The sequence below is a fragment of the Halomonas sp. AOP7-E1-9 genome (genome assembly GCF_052376035.1).
Classification (GTDB): domain Bacteria; phylum Pseudomonadota; class Gammaproteobacteria; order Pseudomonadales; family Halomonadaceae; genus Vreelandella; species Vreelandella citrativorans.
Window position 1 is genome coordinate 1 of the sequence record NZ_JBQSVC010000048.1, and the last position, 17099, is coordinate 17099.

Genomic DNA, 17099 nt, shown 5'->3' on the forward strand with positions numbered 1-17099 from the left:
GCTGAGAATTGCACTATTCCGCTCAAGTCTATTTTGATTCTTCTCAGCTGGACTTCTTTACACATGCCCGGATTCCACGTTATTTAAATGTTAGGGTAAAACTTGTCTGTTTTAGGCCACAGTGGTTGCGATGAGGTGGTACTTGGCTAAATACGTAGCTTACACTATTTTCAGTCTCTAAATATAGTGGATGAGAGTATAAGGTTTAAGGAATAAGCTGCTCGTAGATCATGTCTCCTTCCTTTTTTTGTTCACAAATAGTTTTTTTGTTATGTCAGTTTAAAATCCATGTTATTAACCCTCCGTATACTATGCAAGTTCCCCAGGTCGAGTAGAGGATAGAAGCAGAATTAGTAGCGAATATAGTTGGTATGAGATGTATTATCATCCCAATAAGATTTGTTAGAACTGAGGTGGCAGCTCGAGTCCTTCCAATCATGTGTGCTATCGGCAGGTTGTAATTCCACAGTCGAGGATTCTTATTAAGCACAATAAAGTCTCAGCGAAAATAAGATTATTTGGCGGCGGCCTACATTTAAGGAAGTGGTTTAGGCAGGCAGACGCAACAACAAGAAAGGAAAGTTGTTGCGGCTTAATAGTCTGACTTTTTCAAACCCATACGTTTGCTCTTCGGAATGTGCCTTTGGCCCTATTAGCGTATCAGACAGAAGGAGCATAAGGCCATTCGGATGCATTAGTGGGCGGTGGAGGTTTATAAGAAGTGTATTTTAGTCACTATGAGTGATCAAAGTGAGAGTAAATTAAACCTTCTGCTGATACTGGCTAGCGCAATGACTCCCATGCTTTGGCGATAAAAAACACTGGCGAGGCATTGTTTGCGCTGCCCTATGAGGCAAATGAGGCCATTCGCCAACCCGCTATGTGCTTTACTATCAGCAACTGTTATTCACGGAGTAAACATCCATGGCCATAGGCGGCTTGATAGGATTATTGGATGACATTGCCGCATTGGCGAAGTTATCCGCCGCATCATTGGACGATGTGAGTGCCGCCGCTGGGCGTGCGACGGCGAAGGCGGCCGGGGTGGTGGTGGATGATACGGCGGTAACACCGCAATATTTGCAGGGTGTGGCAGCGGAGCGTGAACTGGCGATTGTGAAGAAAATCGCGCTGGGTTCGATCCGCAACAAGCTGATTTTTATCCTACCGGCAGCGCTGCTGTTGAACCACTTTTTGCCCGCGCTATTGCCGATCATCCTGATGGTGGGCGGCAGCTACCTAGCCTTTGAGGGCGCTGAGAAGGTCTGGCACAAGCTTTCTGGCAAGCATGACGACGACAAGCCTGCGGTAGAGAAGGGGCCTGAAGCCGAGAAAAAGATCGTGAGTGGTGCCGTTCGCACCGACCTGATTCTGTCCGCCGAAATCATGGTGATCGCGCTTTCTACTGTTTCCCATCAGGGATTCTGGTCGCAGATGGTGAGCCTGGTGGTGGTTGCGTTTGTCATCACTGTTCTGGTGTATGGCGTGGTGGCGATGTTGGTCAGGATGGATGATTTCGGGCTGAAGCTCGCCCAGCGGGACAGTTCGGGCATGCAGAAACTGGGCCGTGGTCTGGTCACGGCCATGCCCAAGGTGCTAGCGACCATCGCAGTGGTGGGTACCATCGCCATGCTCTGGGTGGGAGGACATATCCTGATGGCCAACCTGGGGGCGGATGGCACGGGTTGGTTCAACGCCCCCTATGAATGGGTACATCATATTGAGCATAGGATTAGCGAGGCCACCGGTGCCTTGGGCGGCTTGCTGGGCTGGAGTTTCAATACGTTGTGCTCAGCGGTGATTGGCTTTTTGGTGGGCTCGGTGGTGGTGGGTGTGCTGCACCTCGTTCCCTTCAAGAAGGCGCATTCGGCATAGGTGGGCCGCGACGGGCGTACCAGAGAACCAAGAGTTTAGTTATAAACGCTTTCACAGTTGTCGCGATACAGCGGGGCATCGGTGCCCAACGCCAGTCGCTTGGTGTTGCTGTTGTAGTAGAAGCGACCGGACTCGGCGCCTGAAAGCGCATAGTCGCCGCACACCCCATACCCCTTGTTGACAGTCGCCAGGTTGGAAATTTCGGCCGGTGCTTGGCTATTAAGACGCTCCGAAATCGTCTCGGCGATGTGGGCATCACGCTGGGCCTCGGAATAGGCCTGGCCACCGAATATCAGGCCCGCAACGACGAAAATGGCGACGACGGGAATCCATAGGTTATGCATAGCGTGTCCAGTGAAAGAATATAAACGTGCATGAAGTCTGCAGAAAACTATTTAGCGGGATAATAACTTTATCAGATTTGCGCAGAAAACCCCGTACTTTTAGTGCGGGGATGTCGAGCGCGTCGTATGACTACCTAAATTCATCAAGCCCAACGCAGCCAGCATCTTTTTCAGTTGAAGAGTCGGCTTTCACTATGAATTTTTCTAAACTTCCCATGAAATAAGACCATTTTTATTCATCTTTGTACTCCTGTATAAAATCCCCAGCACTCTTCGTTATAGAGCCTGCCAGCTTCTCATGAATAAGGCTGTCAGGTTTAAAAGCTGTAAAGCCGCCCGGTTTATAAATATTGGGCCGTTCCGCAGAAGCGAAGAACCGGTTCGATTTTTTACTATTGGAGGCGAGATGATGAATAACGACGTCGCATTTACTATCAAGCGTATCGGCTTCGATGAGAATTATCGTCCGTCGGACAATACGCGTATCACGACCAACTTTGCCAATTTGGCCCGGGGCGAAAGGCGGCGCGAGAACCTCCGCAATACGCTGGAAATGATCAATAACCGTTTCAATGCCCTGGTGCATTGGGATAACCCCGAAGGGCGTCGTTATTGCGTCGAACTCGACATCATTTCCGTGAGTATGGAGGTTGGCGCAAGGGGCCATGAAGCGCCTTTTCAAATCATCGAGATACTCAAAACCAGTTTTCTGGACAAGCAAACCGGCAAACGCATCGACGGTATCGTAGGGAACAACTTTTCATCCTATGTCCGAGATTACGACTTTAGCGTGCGGCTTTTAGAGCATAACAAGCACCAGTCGACTTTCAGTATTCCGGATGATTTTGGTGTTCTGCACGGCAACTTGTTTAAAAGCTTCGTGGATTCACCCGTTTACAAAGAGCATTTCGGGAAGCCTCCCGTCATATGCTTGAGCGTATCGGATAACAAGGTCTATCACCGAACCGATAATCAGCATCCCGTATTGGGGGTTGAATATCAGCCGAACGAGTCTTCGCTGACCGAGCAGTACTTCAAGAAGATGGGGCTTCAGGTTCGCTACTTTATGCCTGCCAACAGTGCTGCCCCGCTGGCGTTTTATTTTTCTGGCGACCTGCTCAACGATTACACCAACCTTGAGCTTGCCGGCACCATTAGCACCATGGAGTCTTTTCAGAAGATTTACCGGCCTGAGATCTACAACGCCAATGCGGTTGCCGGAAATGTTTATCAGCCCAACTTGAAGAACTCGGATCATTCGCTCACTCAAATCGTTTACGACCGAGAAGAACGTAGCCAATTGGCCGCCGAGCAGGGGAAATTTGCTGAAGAGAATTTCATTAAACCCTATCAGGCGATGCTTGAGCAGTGGTCTTCCAACAGCTCGCTTTAACCTAATCAAATGCACGGGATGATGACTCATGAGTAAACGCTTACCCACTTCGACGGCGGGCAGCCTGCCCAAACCCTCCTGGCTTGCCGAGCCCGAAACCCTTTGGTCGCCCTGGAAACTGCAAGACGAGGCGTTGATTGAAGGTAAACAGGATGCGCTGCGCGTGTCGTTGCAGGAACAGCAGCAAGCCGGTATCGATATCGTCAGCGATGGTGAACAAACGCGTCAACATTTCGTGACAACCTTTATCGAGCATCTTAGCGGCGTCGATTTTGAAAAGCGCAAAACCGTGAGAATTCGCAATCGCTACGATGCGAGCGTGCCGACGGTTGTGGGCGAGATCAACCGCCATAAGCCAGTTTTCGTCGAAGATGCCAGGTTTTTGCGCGAGCAAACCCGCCAACCCATCAAATGGGCGCTGCCGGGTCCGATGACCATGATCGACACACTGTATGACGATCACTATAAAAGTCGTGAGAAGCTGGCGTGGGAATTTGCGAAAGCGCTCAATCAGGAAGCCCGGGAACTGGAGGCAGCAGGCGTCGATATCATTCAGTTCGACGAACCTGCGTTCAACGTATTCTTTGATGAGGTGAATGACTGGGGAATCGCCGCCTTGGAAAGAGCCATTGAAGGGCTCAAATGCGAAACGGCTGTCCATATCTGTTATGGCTACGGCATTAAAGCCAATACGGATTGGAAAAAGACGCTAGGATCGGAGTGGAGGCAATATGAAGAAGTCTTCCCCCGGCTGCAAAAATCCAACATCGATATCGTATCGCTGGAGTGCCAGAACTCCCACGTGCCCATCGAGCTGATCGAACTTCTGAGCGGCAAGAAGGTGATGCTGGGCGCCATCGACGTCGCCACCAATACCATCGAAACGCCGGAAGAAGTCGCCGCAACGCTTAGAAAGGCACTTCAGTTCGTGGATGCCGACAAGCTTTACCCGTGCACCAACTGTGGCATGGCGCCACTTTCTCGCTCGGTTGCGCGAGGCAAGCTCAGTGCCTTGAGTGCCGGAGCGGAGATCGTTCGAAAAGAACTTTGATATCTTAACGTCAGTAAAAATCTGGTTTCTATCTGGGAACGAGGTGGGGCTGACGACTCTGAACGCCTGCTCCTATACATGGCAGAGCAAGCGTTCAGATTAAGTAAATCAGATCTAGCTTAGCCCTGAGCAAGCGCGCGGCGTGCTTTAAGCGTGGAAAAAAAGCTCCATACCAAAATCAGCGCAGCAATGGCGAGGATGGTGGCGCTGATCGGCCGCTCAATGAAGGTCGCAAAATCTCCCGACGAGAGCAGCATGGCGCGGCGGAAGTTGTCCTCCATCATCGGGCCAAGTACAAACCCCAAAATGAGCGGCGCCGCTGGGAAAGCCAGTTTGCGCATCAAAACGCCCAACGCACCGAATATCATCACCAGTAGTACGTCGAACGAGCTGTTATTGACGCTGTAGGTGCCCAGGCAAATGAACATCAATACGGCGGGAAACAGCAGATGATAAGGGACGGCAAGCAGGCGTACCCATAGACCAATAAGAGGAACGTTAAGGATAACCAGCATAATATTACCGATCCAGAAGCTCATGACGAGACCCCAGAAAAGGCTCGGTTGCTCTGTCATCAGACCGGGGCCAGGTGTAACGCCATGAATAATGAGCGCACCTAACATTAGTGCCATTGTCGGGCTACCGGGTATACCCAAGGCCAGAGTAGGGATGAACGAGGTTTGGTCAGCTGCGTTATTGGCTGATTCCGGAGCCATGACGCCTTCAATTGCTCCTTTACCAAATCGGCTTGGATCTTTGGATGAGCGCTTTTCCACTGCATAAGCGATAAACGCGGCCAGTGACGGGCCTGTTCCCGGTAGGGCGCCAAAGAATGAGCCAATGCTTGAGCCGCGCAGCATCGGGAACCACGAACGTCGCATATCATCGCGCGTAGGTTTCATGGCACGTAGCGTCAGGTCAGACGATTTAAAGCGGTTTGCCTTAACACTGCCAACGCTAATAATGAGCTCCGCTACCCCGAACACTCCCATGGCCAGTGCTACCAGGCTAATGCCGTCACCGAGTTCTGGGATACCAAAGGCAAAACGTTGTGTGCCTGTGTAAACGTCGGTACCGATACTGCCAAGGAAAATACCCAGCATGACCATGACGAAGCCTTTGACTGCGGAGCCATCAGCAATACCGGTCGCCGCAATTAGCCCTAGCAGCATTAATGAGAAGTACTCAGCGGGGCCCATGCTCAAGGCATATTGTGCTATCACCGGTGCGAAAAGGGTCAGGATGACGATGCCGATGGAGCCGCCAACGAAAGAGGCCACTGTGGTCATAAACAGAGCAACGGCACCACGACCTTTTTGTGCCATAGGGTAGCCATCTAAACAGACCACCGCATTGGCAGGCGTGCCTGGCACGTTAAGCAGGATAGACGCCGTGCTGCCACCGTAACTCGTGCCGTACCATATTCCTGCCAGCATTATGAGTGCTGATGTCACTTCCATATGAAACGTTATGGGAAACAGCATGGAAATGGCGGCTAAAACGCCAACGCCCGGGATAACGCCAAGCAGTGTTCCTAGAAACACGCCAACAAAGCAGAAAAACAGGTTGCTGAACGAAAGTGCGGTGTGCAAACCAAGCGAAAGATTGCCAAAAAAGTCCATTAGAATGCCCACCTGAAGATCGGTATGTTCATGCCAAGTGCCAAGCGGAAGATCAAAATGGCCACCAGAATGAGAAAGGCGATGAGTGCCAAAACCGTCTTGATTCGCAACTGCTTATCGGCAAGCGAGGTGATCAGTGTTAACAGGAAAATGGCAGGTACTAAGCCAACACGTGGTACTGCAAGAGAGAAGACCAAAATTCCGCTGAGGATAGCGGCTAGCGGGCGCCACTCAATGCTTGGCATTGGAAAATGTGGGCGCGATGCGCCTCCAATGGTAAGCATTATGCCAAGCAGGGCAATAATCGATCCTATGCCCATAGGAACCATGCCAGGCCCCATACGCTGAAGTGACCCAAGGTTATAATGCGTAGTGGCATAGGCGGCAATGATTAAGCCAAAAGCTGCCAGTGCCATCCCCGTAATAATGTCAACGATATCGCGATTTAGCATAATGATGTCTCCCATAAGGCCGAGCAAATAAATCAATGCCCGGCCTTAAATGATCACTCCACTGTCGCGCCCGAGGCGCTTACTGCTTCAGCCCAGCGCTCATACTCGGCCTGCAGGTAAGCAGCAAATTCATCGGCGGAACCACCTTCCACCGTACTGCCCTCGTTCTCTATCGTTTCGATCAGGCGTTCATCCTGAAGAGCCTGATTGATAGCGGCGTTAAAGGTTGCGACTACATCGTCGGGAAGACCGGCGGGGCCGACCACTGCTTTCCAGTCGGAGGCTTCAAAACCTTCATAGCCTAACTCGGCTATCGAGGGAACATCGGGTAGCGCCGCGTTGCGCTCAGCCGAGGTAACGGCTAATGCTTTTAATGAGCCTGACCGAATATGCGACAATAAGCTGGGAAGGCTGGCAGTCACAAAGTCCACATGCCCACCAATGGCGTCCGTTACCGCTTGGGCCGCACCGGGGTAGGGTACATGCATGAACTCTACGTCTGCTTGGTCGCTAAATACTTCCATCGACAGGTGACTCACCGTGCCAGAGCCGGGCGTACTCATGGACACTTTGCCTGGGTTTTCTCTGGCGGCGGCGACTAAAGATTCAAAATCTTCGTAGGCCGAGTTCTGGTTAACGGCCAGCACCATGGGTTGTGAGCTAACTAGCGCAATAGGCGTAAAATCATTTAATGAGTCGTAGGGGATGCTGGCGTACAGCGTTGGGTTAATCGCCATGTTAGACGTTTGCCCCATACCCATAACCTGCCCATCATTTTTAGCACGCGCAAGTTGTGAAAGGCCGATGTTGCCTCCTGCTCCGCCGCGGTTCTCAATAACAAAGTTCCATCCTTGCTGCTCGGAAAGCTTCTCTGTCAGTACGCGTGAAGCAAAATCAGTACCTCCACCGGCGGAGAAGGGCACAATGAAGTCGATTGATCCTTTGGGATAGGACTGGGCCATTCCTACGGCAGGAAGAATAAGCAATGCAGCGCAAGCGATAGATTTTAAAGCGTTGTTTTTCATGGCGTGTTCCTTATTATTGATGTTGTCGTACTGCTTGTTGTTGTGTGCTGAAGAAATGTTATGTGTTGAAGTAACGTCGTGTTCTGGGGTAATGACTAAAGCGGACAGCCTTTCTTACGCAGGATGGAATCGAAGCGCTCGCGGTCGACCTCGCCGGTTTCATTCTGCGCACGTATACGCGCCTCTTTCGCTGCCTGGGTTTGGCACAGGCTTAAAAGCGCCTCGGCTTCACTAGCGGGGATAGCGATAACGCCGTCGGCGTCGCCCAGAATTAAGTCACCAGGCATCACTGTCATGCCTGCACAGGAAATAGGAATGTTTATCTGGCCAGGGCCATCCTTGCTGGGGCCACGATGAACATGGCCGCGGGCGTAAACTGGTAAGACGCCTTCGGCCCATTCAGCGACATCGCGCAGCGCGCCATCAATCACGATACCACCTAGTTGGCGGGCAATTGCTGTTGTGCGCATCAGCCCACCAATCACCGCGGTAGAGAGGTCGCCGCCCCCGTCGATAACGATAATGTCACCTGGCTGGGCGCGCTGTATGGCGACATGCACCATGAGGTTGTCACCTGGGCGGGTACGCACCGTAATAGCCGTACCACACATGGTGAGTCCAAGGTCGTTGTGATAAGCGCAAAGGCCTACTGCACCGGTGTGCCGCCCCATCACATCCCCCGCATGAGCGACCGGCACTTGTTTAAAGGCGGTCAGCAGCTTTTGCGTTAGGGTGGTTTGGCGCGGTTGGACAGCAAAGCCAGCAGGCCATGTTCCGCCATCAAGCGTCATGCTCATTGGGTTATCTCCAGTAAGTGTTCGTTGACGATGCGTCCATGCGCAGGGGAATGCCCAGACAGCAGTGCCAAGGCATTTTCGGCAGCAGCACGGGCAGTCAGTGCCAGCGCTGCATCGCTATTACCGCCTACATGCGGGGTGAGTACCACTTGGGGTAAACGCAGAAGAGGATGATTTTCGGGAGGTGGCTCAATGTTCAAGGTATCCAGCCCCGCGCCTTTTAGGCGGTCAGCCATGATGGCTTCGGCCAAGGCGTCCTCATCAATCAGCCCCCCGCGGGCGGTATTGATCACAATGGCGCCCGAATGAAGCTTCGCGAGTGCTGCGGCATCAATCAGGTTCTGGGTAGAGGGCAACAGCGGGCAGTGCAGAGAGAGGACATCGCTACTGGTTAGCAGGTCGTCCAGGTTAGTCGCCTTGGAAATACCTTCCGGCATGGTTTTCAGGGCGGGGTCATAAGCGATAACGCGCATACCAATGGCATTTGCCATTCGGGCTACATGGCGGGCGATGGTGCCGCAACCCACCAGCCCTAACACGCGGCCTGAAAGTTGTAAGCCAGGGGTTTGCCTCGGCCATTCACCGGCACTAACACGTTGGCTCAGATTCGACACGTTACGCGCCACGGTGATCATCAGACCAATGGCTAGCTCAGCGACCGACTGTGCATTGGTATCACCGACGACTGTCACAGGAATGCCCATCTCAGCCGCTGCTTGAATATCTACTGCGTCATGGCCTACGCCGTGGCGGGATATCGCGCGCAGCCCTTGGCACGATGCAATGGTTGCTTTATTCAGCGTGAGCGTGCGTGCGATGACTGCGTCGATAGGCTGGCTGGCCATTATTTCACCCAGGCTATCTTCCTCCCCTTTGGGGATGAATAGCAGACGACAGCCTGCTTGTTCCAGCACTTCCCGGCCTTCGTCAGCCAGACGTGGAGCCGTCACCAGAATCGTATAACTCATGGCTGGCCGCCTTCCTGCTCAACACTACGGGGAGCATGGCCGGTATAGGTCCAGGTTTCGGTACGGGGGAGTGGGCCTTTATTGCGCTCGGGTCGCTGCATCTGTTCCCAAGCATGGCTCATGATGCCTACCGAGCGAGATAGCACAAACAGGCCGCGGCATAGCGCTGGTGGAAATCCCAGCGCCGCATAAATAGCGCCGGTTGCACCATCTACATTCATGGGAATTGCACGGCTGCGGCCTTGGGATATCTGGCGCTCAACTTCTTCTGCAATGTCGGCGAAATGAGTGTTGATGCTGTCGTCGGCTGTGGCGCGTAGAACCTCCATCAGTTTGGGGGCTCGTGGGTCTTTAGGATGGAAGCGATGCCCGAACCCTGGGATATAGCGCACGCCACTCTCTTTAAGCTTGGCAAGCTCGGTATGGGTGGCAGAGGTAATATCTTCACCAGCTTCACAGCGTGCCTGGATAGCGTTATATAGCGCCACGCACTGCTCGCCCGCACCGCCATGTACATCACCAAGTACATTGGCTGCAGAAGCCATGGCGTTGTTGATGCCTACACCGCAGGTGGATGCAATGCGCGCAATTGCAATAGACGGCGCTTGTGGACCGTGGTCAATGGAGCTCATCAGTACCGTGCTTAACAGAGTCGCCTGGGCTGCACTGGGTAGATCGCCGCGTAGCATCAACCAGATCATTTCCGGGAAGCCGACCTTGCCAATCAGATCCTCAATGGCGTAGCCGTGGTAGCGAATTATACCGGGGGACATTTCTATGATATCGGTAGACCACCAGTCTTCACCGGCGGTACGGCGGTTCTCTTCAATCATTTTTCCGTCTCTTTGGTTGTTATGTTTGGATGAGTGAAGGCGGCGCGTGCGGCAGCGTCATAGCCGAGCTCTGCAAGGATCGCATCGGTGTCCTGACCCAATGTGGGAGGCGGTGTTTTGGGTTCGGGATCGCCGCTGCCCAGGCGAAAACCTGAGCGCACTACTGAGAGGTTTGTCTGGCCGACGACGCCGGGGAACGTGCGCGTTAACTCACGCTCTTCGACCTGGGGGTGGCGAAGCGCCTGAGGAACGGTGAGCACTTCGCCTGCTGGTATGCCGCGGGCGTTCATTTGTGTTGCCCACTGCTCAGCGGAAGCGCTTTGCAAGGCGGCTTCCAACTCGATAGTTAAAGCGTTACGGTTGCGCTTGCGCTCTTCACGTAATTGAAATCGTGGATCGGATATCAAATCCACGCGCTCTATCAACTGGCACAGAATCTCGAACTGTTCCTGCTTATTGGCGGCGATGTTCAACAACCCATCACCAGTGCGGAAGGTGCCGGATGGGGCCGCCGTTGTATTTTGGTTTCCCATAGGAAGTGGCTCAATGCCACACGTCAGCCAGTTGGATACCACCCAGCCCATGGTGCCCATCATGGACTCAAGCATGGATACATCAATAAACTCGCCGTGCCCGGTTCTATTTCGGCCGACCAAGGCGCTGGAAATGGCGAAAGCTGCGGTCATACCACCGATGGTGTCGCAAACGGGGTAGCCAACGCGCAGCGGTGCAGACGTTTCATCGCCTGTCACGCTCATTACGCCGGAAAGACCTTGGATAATCTGATCGTAAGCAGGGTTCTTTGCCAGCGGGCCGGTTTGTCCAAACCCTGAAATAGCACAGTAGATCAGGCGTGGATTAAGCGCTTGAAGACTCTCATGTCCAAGGCCAAGCCGGTCCATTACGCCAGGGCGAAAGTTTTCGACCAATACATCGGCGGTTTGTACCAGTTTGCGAAAAGCCTGCTTGCCTTGGTCGGATTTTAGATTGAGCTCAATGGAGCGCTTGCCCGCATTCTGGGCGAGAAATGAAACGCCCATTAGTTGGGCATTCAGTTCAGGGTCGGCTCCTAACTGGCGGGCCAAATCTCCACTTCTGGGTTGCTCAACTTTGATGACATCGGCACCCTGCTGCGCTAACTGATAGCAGCAGTAAGGACCAGCAAGAACGTTGGTCAGATCCAGCACCCGAATCCCTTTTAGCAGTTCAGACATGGGGCTTGCCGAATGCTGTAATTTTGATAAGCGGCATAATGGTTCCTTTTTGTTCTGTCAGGCATAATAGTGTTCTTTATGGCAGAACGATTTTTACATGTCAAACATGTTCTATTTTAAAAATGTTTGTTCTGTCAGGTAGAACTAGGTGCAATGGAGGTGTAGCTTGGTCCAAAAGCAAAATCGAGTAGAAGCCGTTGAGCGTGCTTTAACGATCCTGGAAGCGTTTACAGATCAGGAGCGATCGCTGTCGCTCGTTACGTTAGCGGAGCGTACGGGGCTTTATAAAAGCACTATTCTTCGGTTGATAGGATCCTTGGAGCGCTTTGGCTATATCGTTCGTGAAGGCGATGGCACGTATGCTTTGGGGCCCAGCCTATGGCGGTTAGGAAATCTATTCCGTCATACAGGAGATATGGGCGAGCTTATTCGTCCGCAGTTGACTCAATTGGTAGAGCAAACTCAGGAAACGGCATCGTTCTTTATCCGCTTGGGTAACCAGCGCATGTGCCTTTATCGGCTGAACTCGCCAAAGCCTGCCCGGCACCATCTGGATGAAGGGGCATTACTGCCTATTGAACGGGGGGCGACAGGCCGCGTTCTTTTAGCGTTCAGTGGGGAAGAAGGCGCGTTCTATGATGATATCCGTACCAAAGGCTATGCCTTCTCAAAGGGCGAACGAGACCCGGATGTTGCTGCCATAGCGCTGCCGGTACTCGACCGGCATGGAGTAATGCGCGGCGCAATATCCGTTTCTGCATTAATCACCCGGTTAACCGATGATAAAGTCGAATCAACAGTCGAGTTGCTCAAAGCGAGTTGTGACACCTTGCGTGAAACCATGCCTTAAAAAGTATTACCACAGTGACAGCAGGACTGTTGAACACTGGTCTAATTGTCTCGCGTATTTTAGCCTCCAAGCTGCTGTGCCCAATGAGACCCCCCTGCCTTAAATGGTGAAGGAGGAGGCTGCTCTTGCGGGCTTCTTGATAGGTGCCGCTTTGGGACCAGACGCGGGCGGCGGTCATGTCGGAAAAGCGCAGAATTACCGCGCTTTCCATCACTTCAAAGTCGCCGTAGAAGGCGACCAGCAAGAAGTCGAACAACTGATCAGTAGGCGTACTTGCTACTCTTCCAACTGACGATTCGCCGCCCTAACGAAAGTGGTGGGAGATTGGCCAAGCACCTTGCGAAACATGCTGGAGAAAGCGGCTGGGCTGTCGTAGCCGAGTTCCAGCGCGGTGCGAGTAACGGAACTACCGGACAGCAGCCTGGGAAGGGCGGCCATCAGGCAGGCCTGTTGACGCCATACGGCAAAGGACATGCCGGTCTGCTGACGGAACAGGCGATTGAAGGTGCGCTGGCTGCGATGCATCTGCCGGGCCCAGTCTTCGGGAGGGCTGTGTATATGTGGCTGGCCGAGAAATGCTCGGCACAGGCTGGCTAGTTGAGGGTCATGGGGCAGGGGCGCAAATAGCGGCAGGGCCTGAGCCTGTTGCAGCTCGTATAGAAGTAGTTGCGCCAAGGCGCCATCGCGGCCATTTTCATCATAGAGCGCGGGTAGATGGGCGGAAGCCAGCAGCAGGTGATGCAACAGAGGCGTCACGACCAGCACCTCACAACTGCAAGTCGTTCGTGGCGCGACGCGGGGCTCGATGTACAGGCTTCGGGTGCTCACCCCGTTCATACGTACTTGGTGGCGCTTGCCCGCAGGCAGCCAGACTCCGCTATAGGGCGGCACCATCCAGGTGCCGTCATCCGTATTGACTTCCATCACGCCTGTCATGCCATAGAGAAACTGGGCGCGGCGATGGGCATGAAAGTCAAGAAGCGTACCGGGGCTGTAGTCAGTGCCGATGGCCACTATGGGCCGTGCCACGTGATCCACGTCGGATAAAGGAGTATTGAGCATAATCGTTATTCTGGCCGAAATGCGATGATTATTGTCCAAAAATCGAAGGTCAGCCAGTTCTAGTCGGCATATCCTCCCTGCTGTTGAATTTCATCAGGAGAGTGGCGGTGTATAGCGTATTACTTCTTTGTGGCGGTTTGGCGGGCGTCACCACCGTGTTGTTCGGCTTCGGTGGTGGGTTTGTAGTGGTTCCCTTGCTGTATACCTTACTGATTGCCGTCCATGGGCCAGATAGCGCGGCGGGTATGGCAGCCATGCATATCGCGGTGGCTACCTCGACGGCGCTGATGATCTTCGCGGCTTCAATGGCAACATGGCGTCATCATCGGCGACAGACCGTGCAGTGGCATCTAGTGCGTCCGTTAGTCGGCTATATCGCCATGGGGGCGGTGCTCGGCGCGGCAGTGGCAGTATCGTTAAGTGGCGAATGGGTGCGCTGGGCGTTTATCGGCTATCTGGGTATTACGATTGCGGATGCTATTCTGCGGCCCGGTTTTCTGCGTCAGTCAGGGAGTGATGTGCGCCCTATGGGGCGTGGGGTAACGGCAATGGTGGGTACACTGATTGGTGCGGTGGCTGCTTTGCTGGGCGTGGGTGGCAGTGTAATGACCGTACCGCTTATGCGGCGAAGAGGCGCGAGCATGACGGCGGCCACGGCCATGGCCAATCCGTTGTCGTTGCCCATGGCAGTGAGTGGCACCGCGACGTATGTGTTGCTGTCGGCAAATCACTCAGCGTTAGGAAACTGGTATGCCGGTTATGTGGATCTGCGTGCCTTGCTGGTACTTGCGGTGGGCTCATGGCTCGGTATCCGCCTGGCGTCAGTCTGGATCGGGCGCATCCCTGACCGTATTCATGCCAGGATGTACCTGCTATTGCTGACAATGGTGCTGGTGGTGATGGTTTTTATGCATTGAATTGAGTCAGGCTGTGGCGATGAACTGTTTTATCCCAATGTGGTGACTCGGACAGCGCATCTGCTTTACTTCGTGATTAAAGGCCGATGGTAACAGTGGCGCTGGCGCTCTTAGTCGCACCACCTCAAAGGAGAAACTCCGCTATTGGCAGTTAGAACAGTTCATTGGTGAACAAGCCAAGAGTTATATTGCTTTTCAGCCATTAGGCACAGATATGTTGGTCTTTGAAAAGATAAAAGGGTCGTTCGTTAAACCACGAACGGCCCTTTGTGTGTCTACGCGTAATTGCAAAAAGGCTTACGTCTCTTCAACCCCGTCCACAATAAACACGCGGTAGTCGGCACCCTGGAAACGATGCTGGCGAGCTTCCTGGTAGGCGTCGCTTTGGTACCAGGCGTGGGCGGCGGCCATATCGGGGAAGCGCAGAATTACCGCGCCTTCCATGTCGCTGCCTTCCATTACTTCAAAGTCACCGTAAAAGGCGAGCGGCTTCGGGTCGTGGCCTTCGCGGGCGGCTTTGGCCTTGGTGGCGTATTGCTCCATTTCTTTCGCGTCGTGGGTGCGTTCACGCGTCAGTACAACATAAGCCGGCATTCCATTCTCCTTGGGTAATTATCAGGAAAGCTTCTTTAACAGCGCTTGGGCGGTGGCTTCGGATGAGCCGGGGTTTTGTCCGGTAATCAGCAGGCCGTCGACGAGCACGTAAGAACTCCAGTCATCGCCTTTACTGTACTCACCGCCGCTCTCTTTGAGCATATCTTCGACCAAAAACGGTACCACGTTTGTCAGGCCAACGGCGTCTTCTTCGCTGTTGCTGAAACCGGTCACTTTACGGCCAGCGACCAGCGGCTTGCCGTCGCTGCCTTTCACATGACGCAGCACACCGGGGGCGTGGCATACCGTAGCAACAGGCTTGTTGGCGGCAATGGCGTCTTCAATCAGGCGCACAGATGTAGCGCTCTCGGCCAGGTCCCACAGCGGGCCGTGGCCGCCGGGGTAAAATATGGCGTCGAACTCAGCAATATCGATATCGGCAAGCTGATGGGTGTTAGCCAGCGCCGCTTGGGCGTCGAGGTCCACTTGGAAGCGGTTAGTAGCCTCAGTTTGAGCATCCGGTACGTTGCTGTTGGGGTCGAGCGGCGGCTGGCCACCAGCGGGCGAGGCCAGGGTTAGCTCGGCACCTGCATCTTTACACGCATAGTAAGGCGCGGCCAGCTCTTCGAGCCAGAAGCCGGTTTTATTGCCGGTATCGCCAAGCTTGTCGTGTGAGGTAACCACTACGAGAATTTTCATGATTGAGTCCTTTGCAGGCTGAGAGGGCGGCTGGGGTCGAGGTTTAACAAAGCGTAGGTGGCTTTAAAGGCGGCATCCAGCGGCACCCGGTCGCGGGTGATTTTGGCGCGCAGGCTGGCGCCCAGCCATAGCTGGTAAAGGGTGGTGGCTAGTTCCAGGGCACTGCTTTGAGCGCTAACGGATTGAGGCAGCGAGCCATCGGCAGCGGCGGCTTCGATTGACTGGGCTAACCTGGCAATAATGCGCTCAGTACCGTGTTGCAGCACGCGGCGCATGCGCTCGGAAAGATCGCTGACTTCGGCGGCAAGCTTCACCGCCAGGCATTTTCCGCTGGGGTCGCAATGGTGCTGGGTATCCCGCCAGTGCGCCCAGTAGCTGAGAAAACGCTCAGCGTGAGAAGCACCCGGCTGGGCAAGGCGTTCTTCAATTTGCGCGAGATAACCACTGAAGTAGTCTTCCAGCAGTGCTTCGCCAAACGCTTCTTTGGAGCTGAAGTAGTGATAAAAGGAGCCTTTAGGCACCTCGGCGGCTTTGAGAATCTCGTTAAGACCTACCGCCGAGAACCCCTTACCACCGATGATGACCTGGCCGGTGTTAAGAATGCGCTGCCGGACATCGCCGGTGACGGGTGTCATGTTCATAGCGACTAGCTTACGCCTGATTAGACCAGTCGTCTAGCTAGGTCTCGCCGTTTCTATGATGATGGTTTCCACTGTGGTTGGAGTGGCCCGCCCACCGGGGCAGTCTCCGGCACGGTTACGGAAGCCACCCGCGCTTGTGCTGCCGAAAGCTCGGCCGGGTCGCCGCGCTCGTTCTCCGGGTTTTGCCCCGGCGGGTAGGCGCCGACCATGCAAAAATCGTCGTCCGCCTCTACGCAGGCATGACCCACTCCGGCGGGCAGTACCAGTATATCCCCCGCGTAAAGCATCACTTCTTGGCCATTGGGGCCGCCCAGCCGCGCTCTGGCTTGGCCCTGAAAAATGCCTAGCGCCTCGTGGGCGGTGGAGTGAAAGTGGTCAAAATCATATAAGTAGTAACGCCATGCGGGCGGCCAGCCGTGCTGTTTGAACATGTTTTCAAAGGTATCGGCCCGCGCTTCTGCGCTACTGAGGTCGAGAACCTTGCGGTATATCAGTACGGGTAGTGGGGAGTTGGGATAGCCGCTCTTTTCATCGCTATCAAAAGTGAGTGTTTCGGGCTGTGGGATGCTCACCGTGGCCTCCTTGCCTATGCCTTTTTGAGCTCGGTATGAAGTTTCAAGATTCTGTTTTCAAAGCTTTGTTTTCAAAACTCTGCTTCCAAGACTCTGTTTTCAAAGCTGTGCTTTCAAGACTGTGCTGCCGTTCTCTTGTTTGATCAGATACGCAGGGTGGGGCTTCTCGCTATCTTTGTGGGCCACCTAG

Annotated in this window: 18 protein-coding genes; 5 read left to right on the forward strand and 13 right to left on the reverse strand. The window is 53.8% G+C overall.

Annotated features, from left to right (window positions below; all coding sequences use genetic code 11):
- Window positions 1-924: 924 nt before the first annotated feature.
- Window positions 925-1875 (forward strand): DUF808 domain-containing protein, encoded by a 951-nt coding sequence (locus ACT3R4_RS17125; protein ID WP_441680010.1) that lies wholly within the window; start codon window positions 925-927, stop codon window positions 1873-1875.
- A 35-nt stretch (window positions 1876-1910) separates the two neighbouring features.
- Here ACT3R4_RS17125 and ACT3R4_RS17130 read toward each other — a convergent pair whose 3' ends face one another.
- Window positions 1911-2219 (reverse strand): hypothetical protein, encoded by a 309-nt coding sequence (locus ACT3R4_RS17130; protein WP_149573861.1) that lies wholly within the window; start codon window positions 2217-2219, stop codon window positions 1911-1913.
- A 409-nt stretch (window positions 2220-2628) separates the two neighbouring features.
- Here ACT3R4_RS17130 and ACT3R4_RS17135 point away from each other — a divergent pair, with 409 nt between their 5' ends.
- Together ACT3R4_RS17135 and ACT3R4_RS17140 are read left to right on the forward strand one after the other, a co-directional pair.
- On the forward strand, window positions 2629-3612 hold the full coding sequence (locus ACT3R4_RS17135) for a DUF1852 domain-containing protein (protein ID WP_172118200.1): 984 nt from the start codon (window positions 2629-2631) through the stop codon (window positions 3610-3612).
- A gap of 28 nt (window positions 3613-3640) precedes the next feature.
- Complete coding sequence (locus ACT3R4_RS17140) at window positions 3641-4663, forward strand: methionine synthase (protein ID WP_441680008.1); 1023 nt, start codon at window positions 3641-3643, stop codon at window positions 4661-4663.
- Between the two features lie 119 nt (window positions 4664-4782).
- Here ACT3R4_RS17140 and ACT3R4_RS17145 read toward each other — a convergent pair whose 3' ends face one another.
- The 7 genes from ACT3R4_RS17145 to ACT3R4_RS17175 form a co-directional block, all read right to left on the reverse strand.
- Window positions 4783-6285 carry a tripartite tricarboxylate transporter permease gene (locus tag ACT3R4_RS17145; RefSeq protein WP_441680006.1) on the reverse strand — a complete coding sequence of 501 codons (1503 nt, stop codon included), beginning with the start codon at window positions 6283-6285 and terminating at the stop codon, window positions 4783-4785.
- Window positions 6285-6737, reverse strand: a complete 453-nt coding sequence (locus ACT3R4_RS17150; protein ID WP_441680004.1) for a tripartite tricarboxylate transporter TctB family protein — start codon at window positions 6735-6737, stop codon at window positions 6285-6287. Before ACT3R4_RS17150 ends, ACT3R4_RS17145 begins: the two co-directional genes overlap by 1 nt.
- Window positions 6738-6790: 53 nt before the next feature.
- Window positions 6791-7762 carry a Bug family tripartite tricarboxylate transporter substrate binding protein gene (locus tag ACT3R4_RS17155; RefSeq protein WP_441680002.1) on the reverse strand — a complete coding sequence of 324 codons (972 nt, stop codon included), beginning with the start codon at window positions 7760-7762 and terminating at the stop codon, window positions 6791-6793.
- A 95-nt stretch (window positions 7763-7857) separates the two neighbouring features.
- Window positions 7858-8559 carry an RraA family protein gene (locus ACT3R4_RS17160; protein ID WP_441680000.1) on the reverse strand — a complete coding sequence of 234 codons (702 nt, stop codon included), beginning with the start codon at window positions 8557-8559 and terminating at the stop codon, window positions 7858-7860.
- Window positions 8556-9527, reverse strand: coding sequence for a hydroxyacid dehydrogenase (locus ACT3R4_RS17165; RefSeq protein WP_441679998.1), 972 nt, complete (start codon window positions 9525-9527; stop codon window positions 8556-8558). Before ACT3R4_RS17165 ends, ACT3R4_RS17160 begins: the two co-directional genes overlap by 4 nt.
- On the reverse strand, window positions 9524-10360 hold the full coding sequence (locus tag ACT3R4_RS17170; protein WP_441679996.1) for a citryl-CoA lyase: 837 nt from the start codon (window positions 10358-10360) through the stop codon (window positions 9524-9526). The genes ACT3R4_RS17165 and ACT3R4_RS17170 overlap by 4 nt, the downstream gene beginning before the upstream one ends.
- Window positions 10357-11574 carry a CaiB/BaiF CoA transferase family protein gene (locus ACT3R4_RS17175; RefSeq protein WP_441679994.1) on the reverse strand — a complete coding sequence of 406 codons (1218 nt, stop codon included), beginning with the start codon at window positions 11572-11574 and terminating at the stop codon, window positions 10357-10359. Before ACT3R4_RS17175 ends, ACT3R4_RS17170 begins: the two co-directional genes overlap by 4 nt.
- A gap of 166 nt (window positions 11575-11740) precedes the next feature.
- On the opposite strand from ACT3R4_RS17175, the gene ACT3R4_RS17180 reads away from it, so the two are divergent.
- Window positions 11741-12424: an IclR family transcriptional regulator gene (locus ACT3R4_RS17180; protein WP_441679992.1), complete on the forward strand. Its 684-nt coding sequence runs from the start codon at window positions 11741-11743 to the stop codon at window positions 12422-12424.
- A 276-nt stretch (window positions 12425-12700) separates the two neighbouring features.
- Here ACT3R4_RS17180 and ACT3R4_RS17185 read toward each other — a convergent pair whose 3' ends face one another.
- Complete coding sequence (locus ACT3R4_RS17185; protein ID WP_441679991.1) at window positions 12701-13453, reverse strand: AraC family transcriptional regulator; 753 nt, start codon at window positions 13451-13453, stop codon at window positions 12701-12703.
- A gap of 140 nt (window positions 13454-13593) precedes the next feature.
- On the opposite strand from ACT3R4_RS17185, the gene ACT3R4_RS17190 reads away from it, so the two are divergent.
- Entirely contained in the window at window positions 13594-14403 is an 810-nt protein-coding gene (locus ACT3R4_RS17190; RefSeq protein ID WP_441679990.1) for a sulfite exporter TauE/SafE family protein, read from the forward strand.
- Between the two features lie 297 nt (window positions 14404-14700).
- Here the strand turns inward: ACT3R4_RS17190 and ACT3R4_RS17195 are convergent, their stop codons facing one another.
- From ACT3R4_RS17195 to ACT3R4_RS17210, 4 genes are read right to left on the reverse strand one after another with little or no spacing between them, the layout of a single operon-like run.
- Window positions 14701-14997, reverse strand: coding sequence for a DUF1330 domain-containing protein (locus ACT3R4_RS17195; RefSeq protein ID WP_441679988.1), 297 nt, complete (start codon window positions 14995-14997; stop codon window positions 14701-14703).
- Between the two features lie 21 nt (window positions 14998-15018).
- Entirely contained in the window at window positions 15019-15696 is a 678-nt protein-coding gene (locus ACT3R4_RS17200) for a type 1 glutamine amidotransferase domain-containing protein (protein WP_193055383.1), read from the reverse strand.
- Window positions 15693-16337 (reverse strand): TetR/AcrR family transcriptional regulator, encoded by a 645-nt coding sequence (locus ACT3R4_RS17205; protein WP_226912038.1) that lies wholly within the window; start codon window positions 16335-16337, stop codon window positions 15693-15695. Before ACT3R4_RS17205 ends, ACT3R4_RS17200 begins: the two co-directional genes overlap by 4 nt.
- A 53-nt stretch (window positions 16338-16390) precedes the next feature.
- Window positions 16391-16909: a cupin domain-containing protein gene (locus ACT3R4_RS17210; protein WP_441679986.1), complete on the reverse strand. Its 519-nt coding sequence runs from the start codon at window positions 16907-16909 to the stop codon at window positions 16391-16393.
- Window positions 16910-17099: the final 190 nt, after the last annotated feature.

Bases quoted from the DNA above. Each gene is read 5' to 3' on its own strand.
- ACT3R4_RS17125 (WP_441680010.1), top strand. From the start codon at position 925: ATGGCCATAGGCGGCTTGATAGGATTATTGGATGACATTGCCGCATTG.
- ACT3R4_RS17130 (WP_149573861.1), bottom strand. From the start codon at position 2,219: ATGCATAACCTATGGATTCCCGTCGTCGCCATTTTCGTCGTTGCGGGC.
- ACT3R4_RS17135 (WP_172118200.1), top strand. From the start codon at position 2,629: ATGAATAACGACGTCGCATTTACTATCAAGCGTATCGGCTTCGATGAG.
- ACT3R4_RS17140 (WP_441680008.1), top strand. From the start codon at position 3,641: ATGAGTAAACGCTTACCCACTTCGACGGCGGGCAGCCTGCCCAAACCC.
- ACT3R4_RS17145 (WP_441680006.1), bottom strand. From the start codon at position 6,285: ATGGACTTTTTTGGCAATCTTTCGCTTGGTTTGCACACCGCACTTTCG.
- ACT3R4_RS17150 (WP_441680004.1), bottom strand. From the start codon at position 6,737: ATGCTAAATCGCGATATCGTTGACATTATTACGGGGATGGCACTGGCA.
- ACT3R4_RS17155 (WP_441680002.1), bottom strand. From the start codon at position 7,762: ATGAAAAACAACGCTTTAAAATCTATCGCTTGCGCTGCATTGCTTATT.
- ACT3R4_RS17160 (WP_441680000.1), bottom strand. From the start codon at position 8,559: ATGAGCATGACGCTTGATGGCGGAACATGGCCTGCTGGCTTTGCTGTC.
- ACT3R4_RS17165 (WP_441679998.1), bottom strand. From the start codon at position 9,527: ATGAGTTATACGATTCTGGTGACGGCTCCACGTCTGGCTGACGAAGGC.
- ACT3R4_RS17170 (WP_441679996.1), bottom strand. From the start codon at position 10,360: ATGATTGAAGAGAACCGCCGTACCGCCGGTGAAGACTGGTGGTCTACC.
- ACT3R4_RS17175 (WP_441679994.1), bottom strand. From the start codon at position 11,574: ATGTCTGAACTGCTAAAAGGGATTCGGGTGCTGGATCTGACCAACGTT.
- ACT3R4_RS17195 (WP_441679988.1), bottom strand. From the start codon at position 14,997: ATGCCGGCTTATGTTGTACTGACGCGTGAACGCACCCACGACGCGAAA.
- ACT3R4_RS17200 (WP_193055383.1), bottom strand. From the start codon at position 15,696: ATGAAAATTCTCGTAGTGGTTACCTCACACGACAAGCTTGGCGATACC.
- ACT3R4_RS17205 (WP_226912038.1), bottom strand. From the start codon at position 16,337: ATGAACATGACACCCGTCACCGGCGATGTCCGGCAGCGCATTCTTAAC.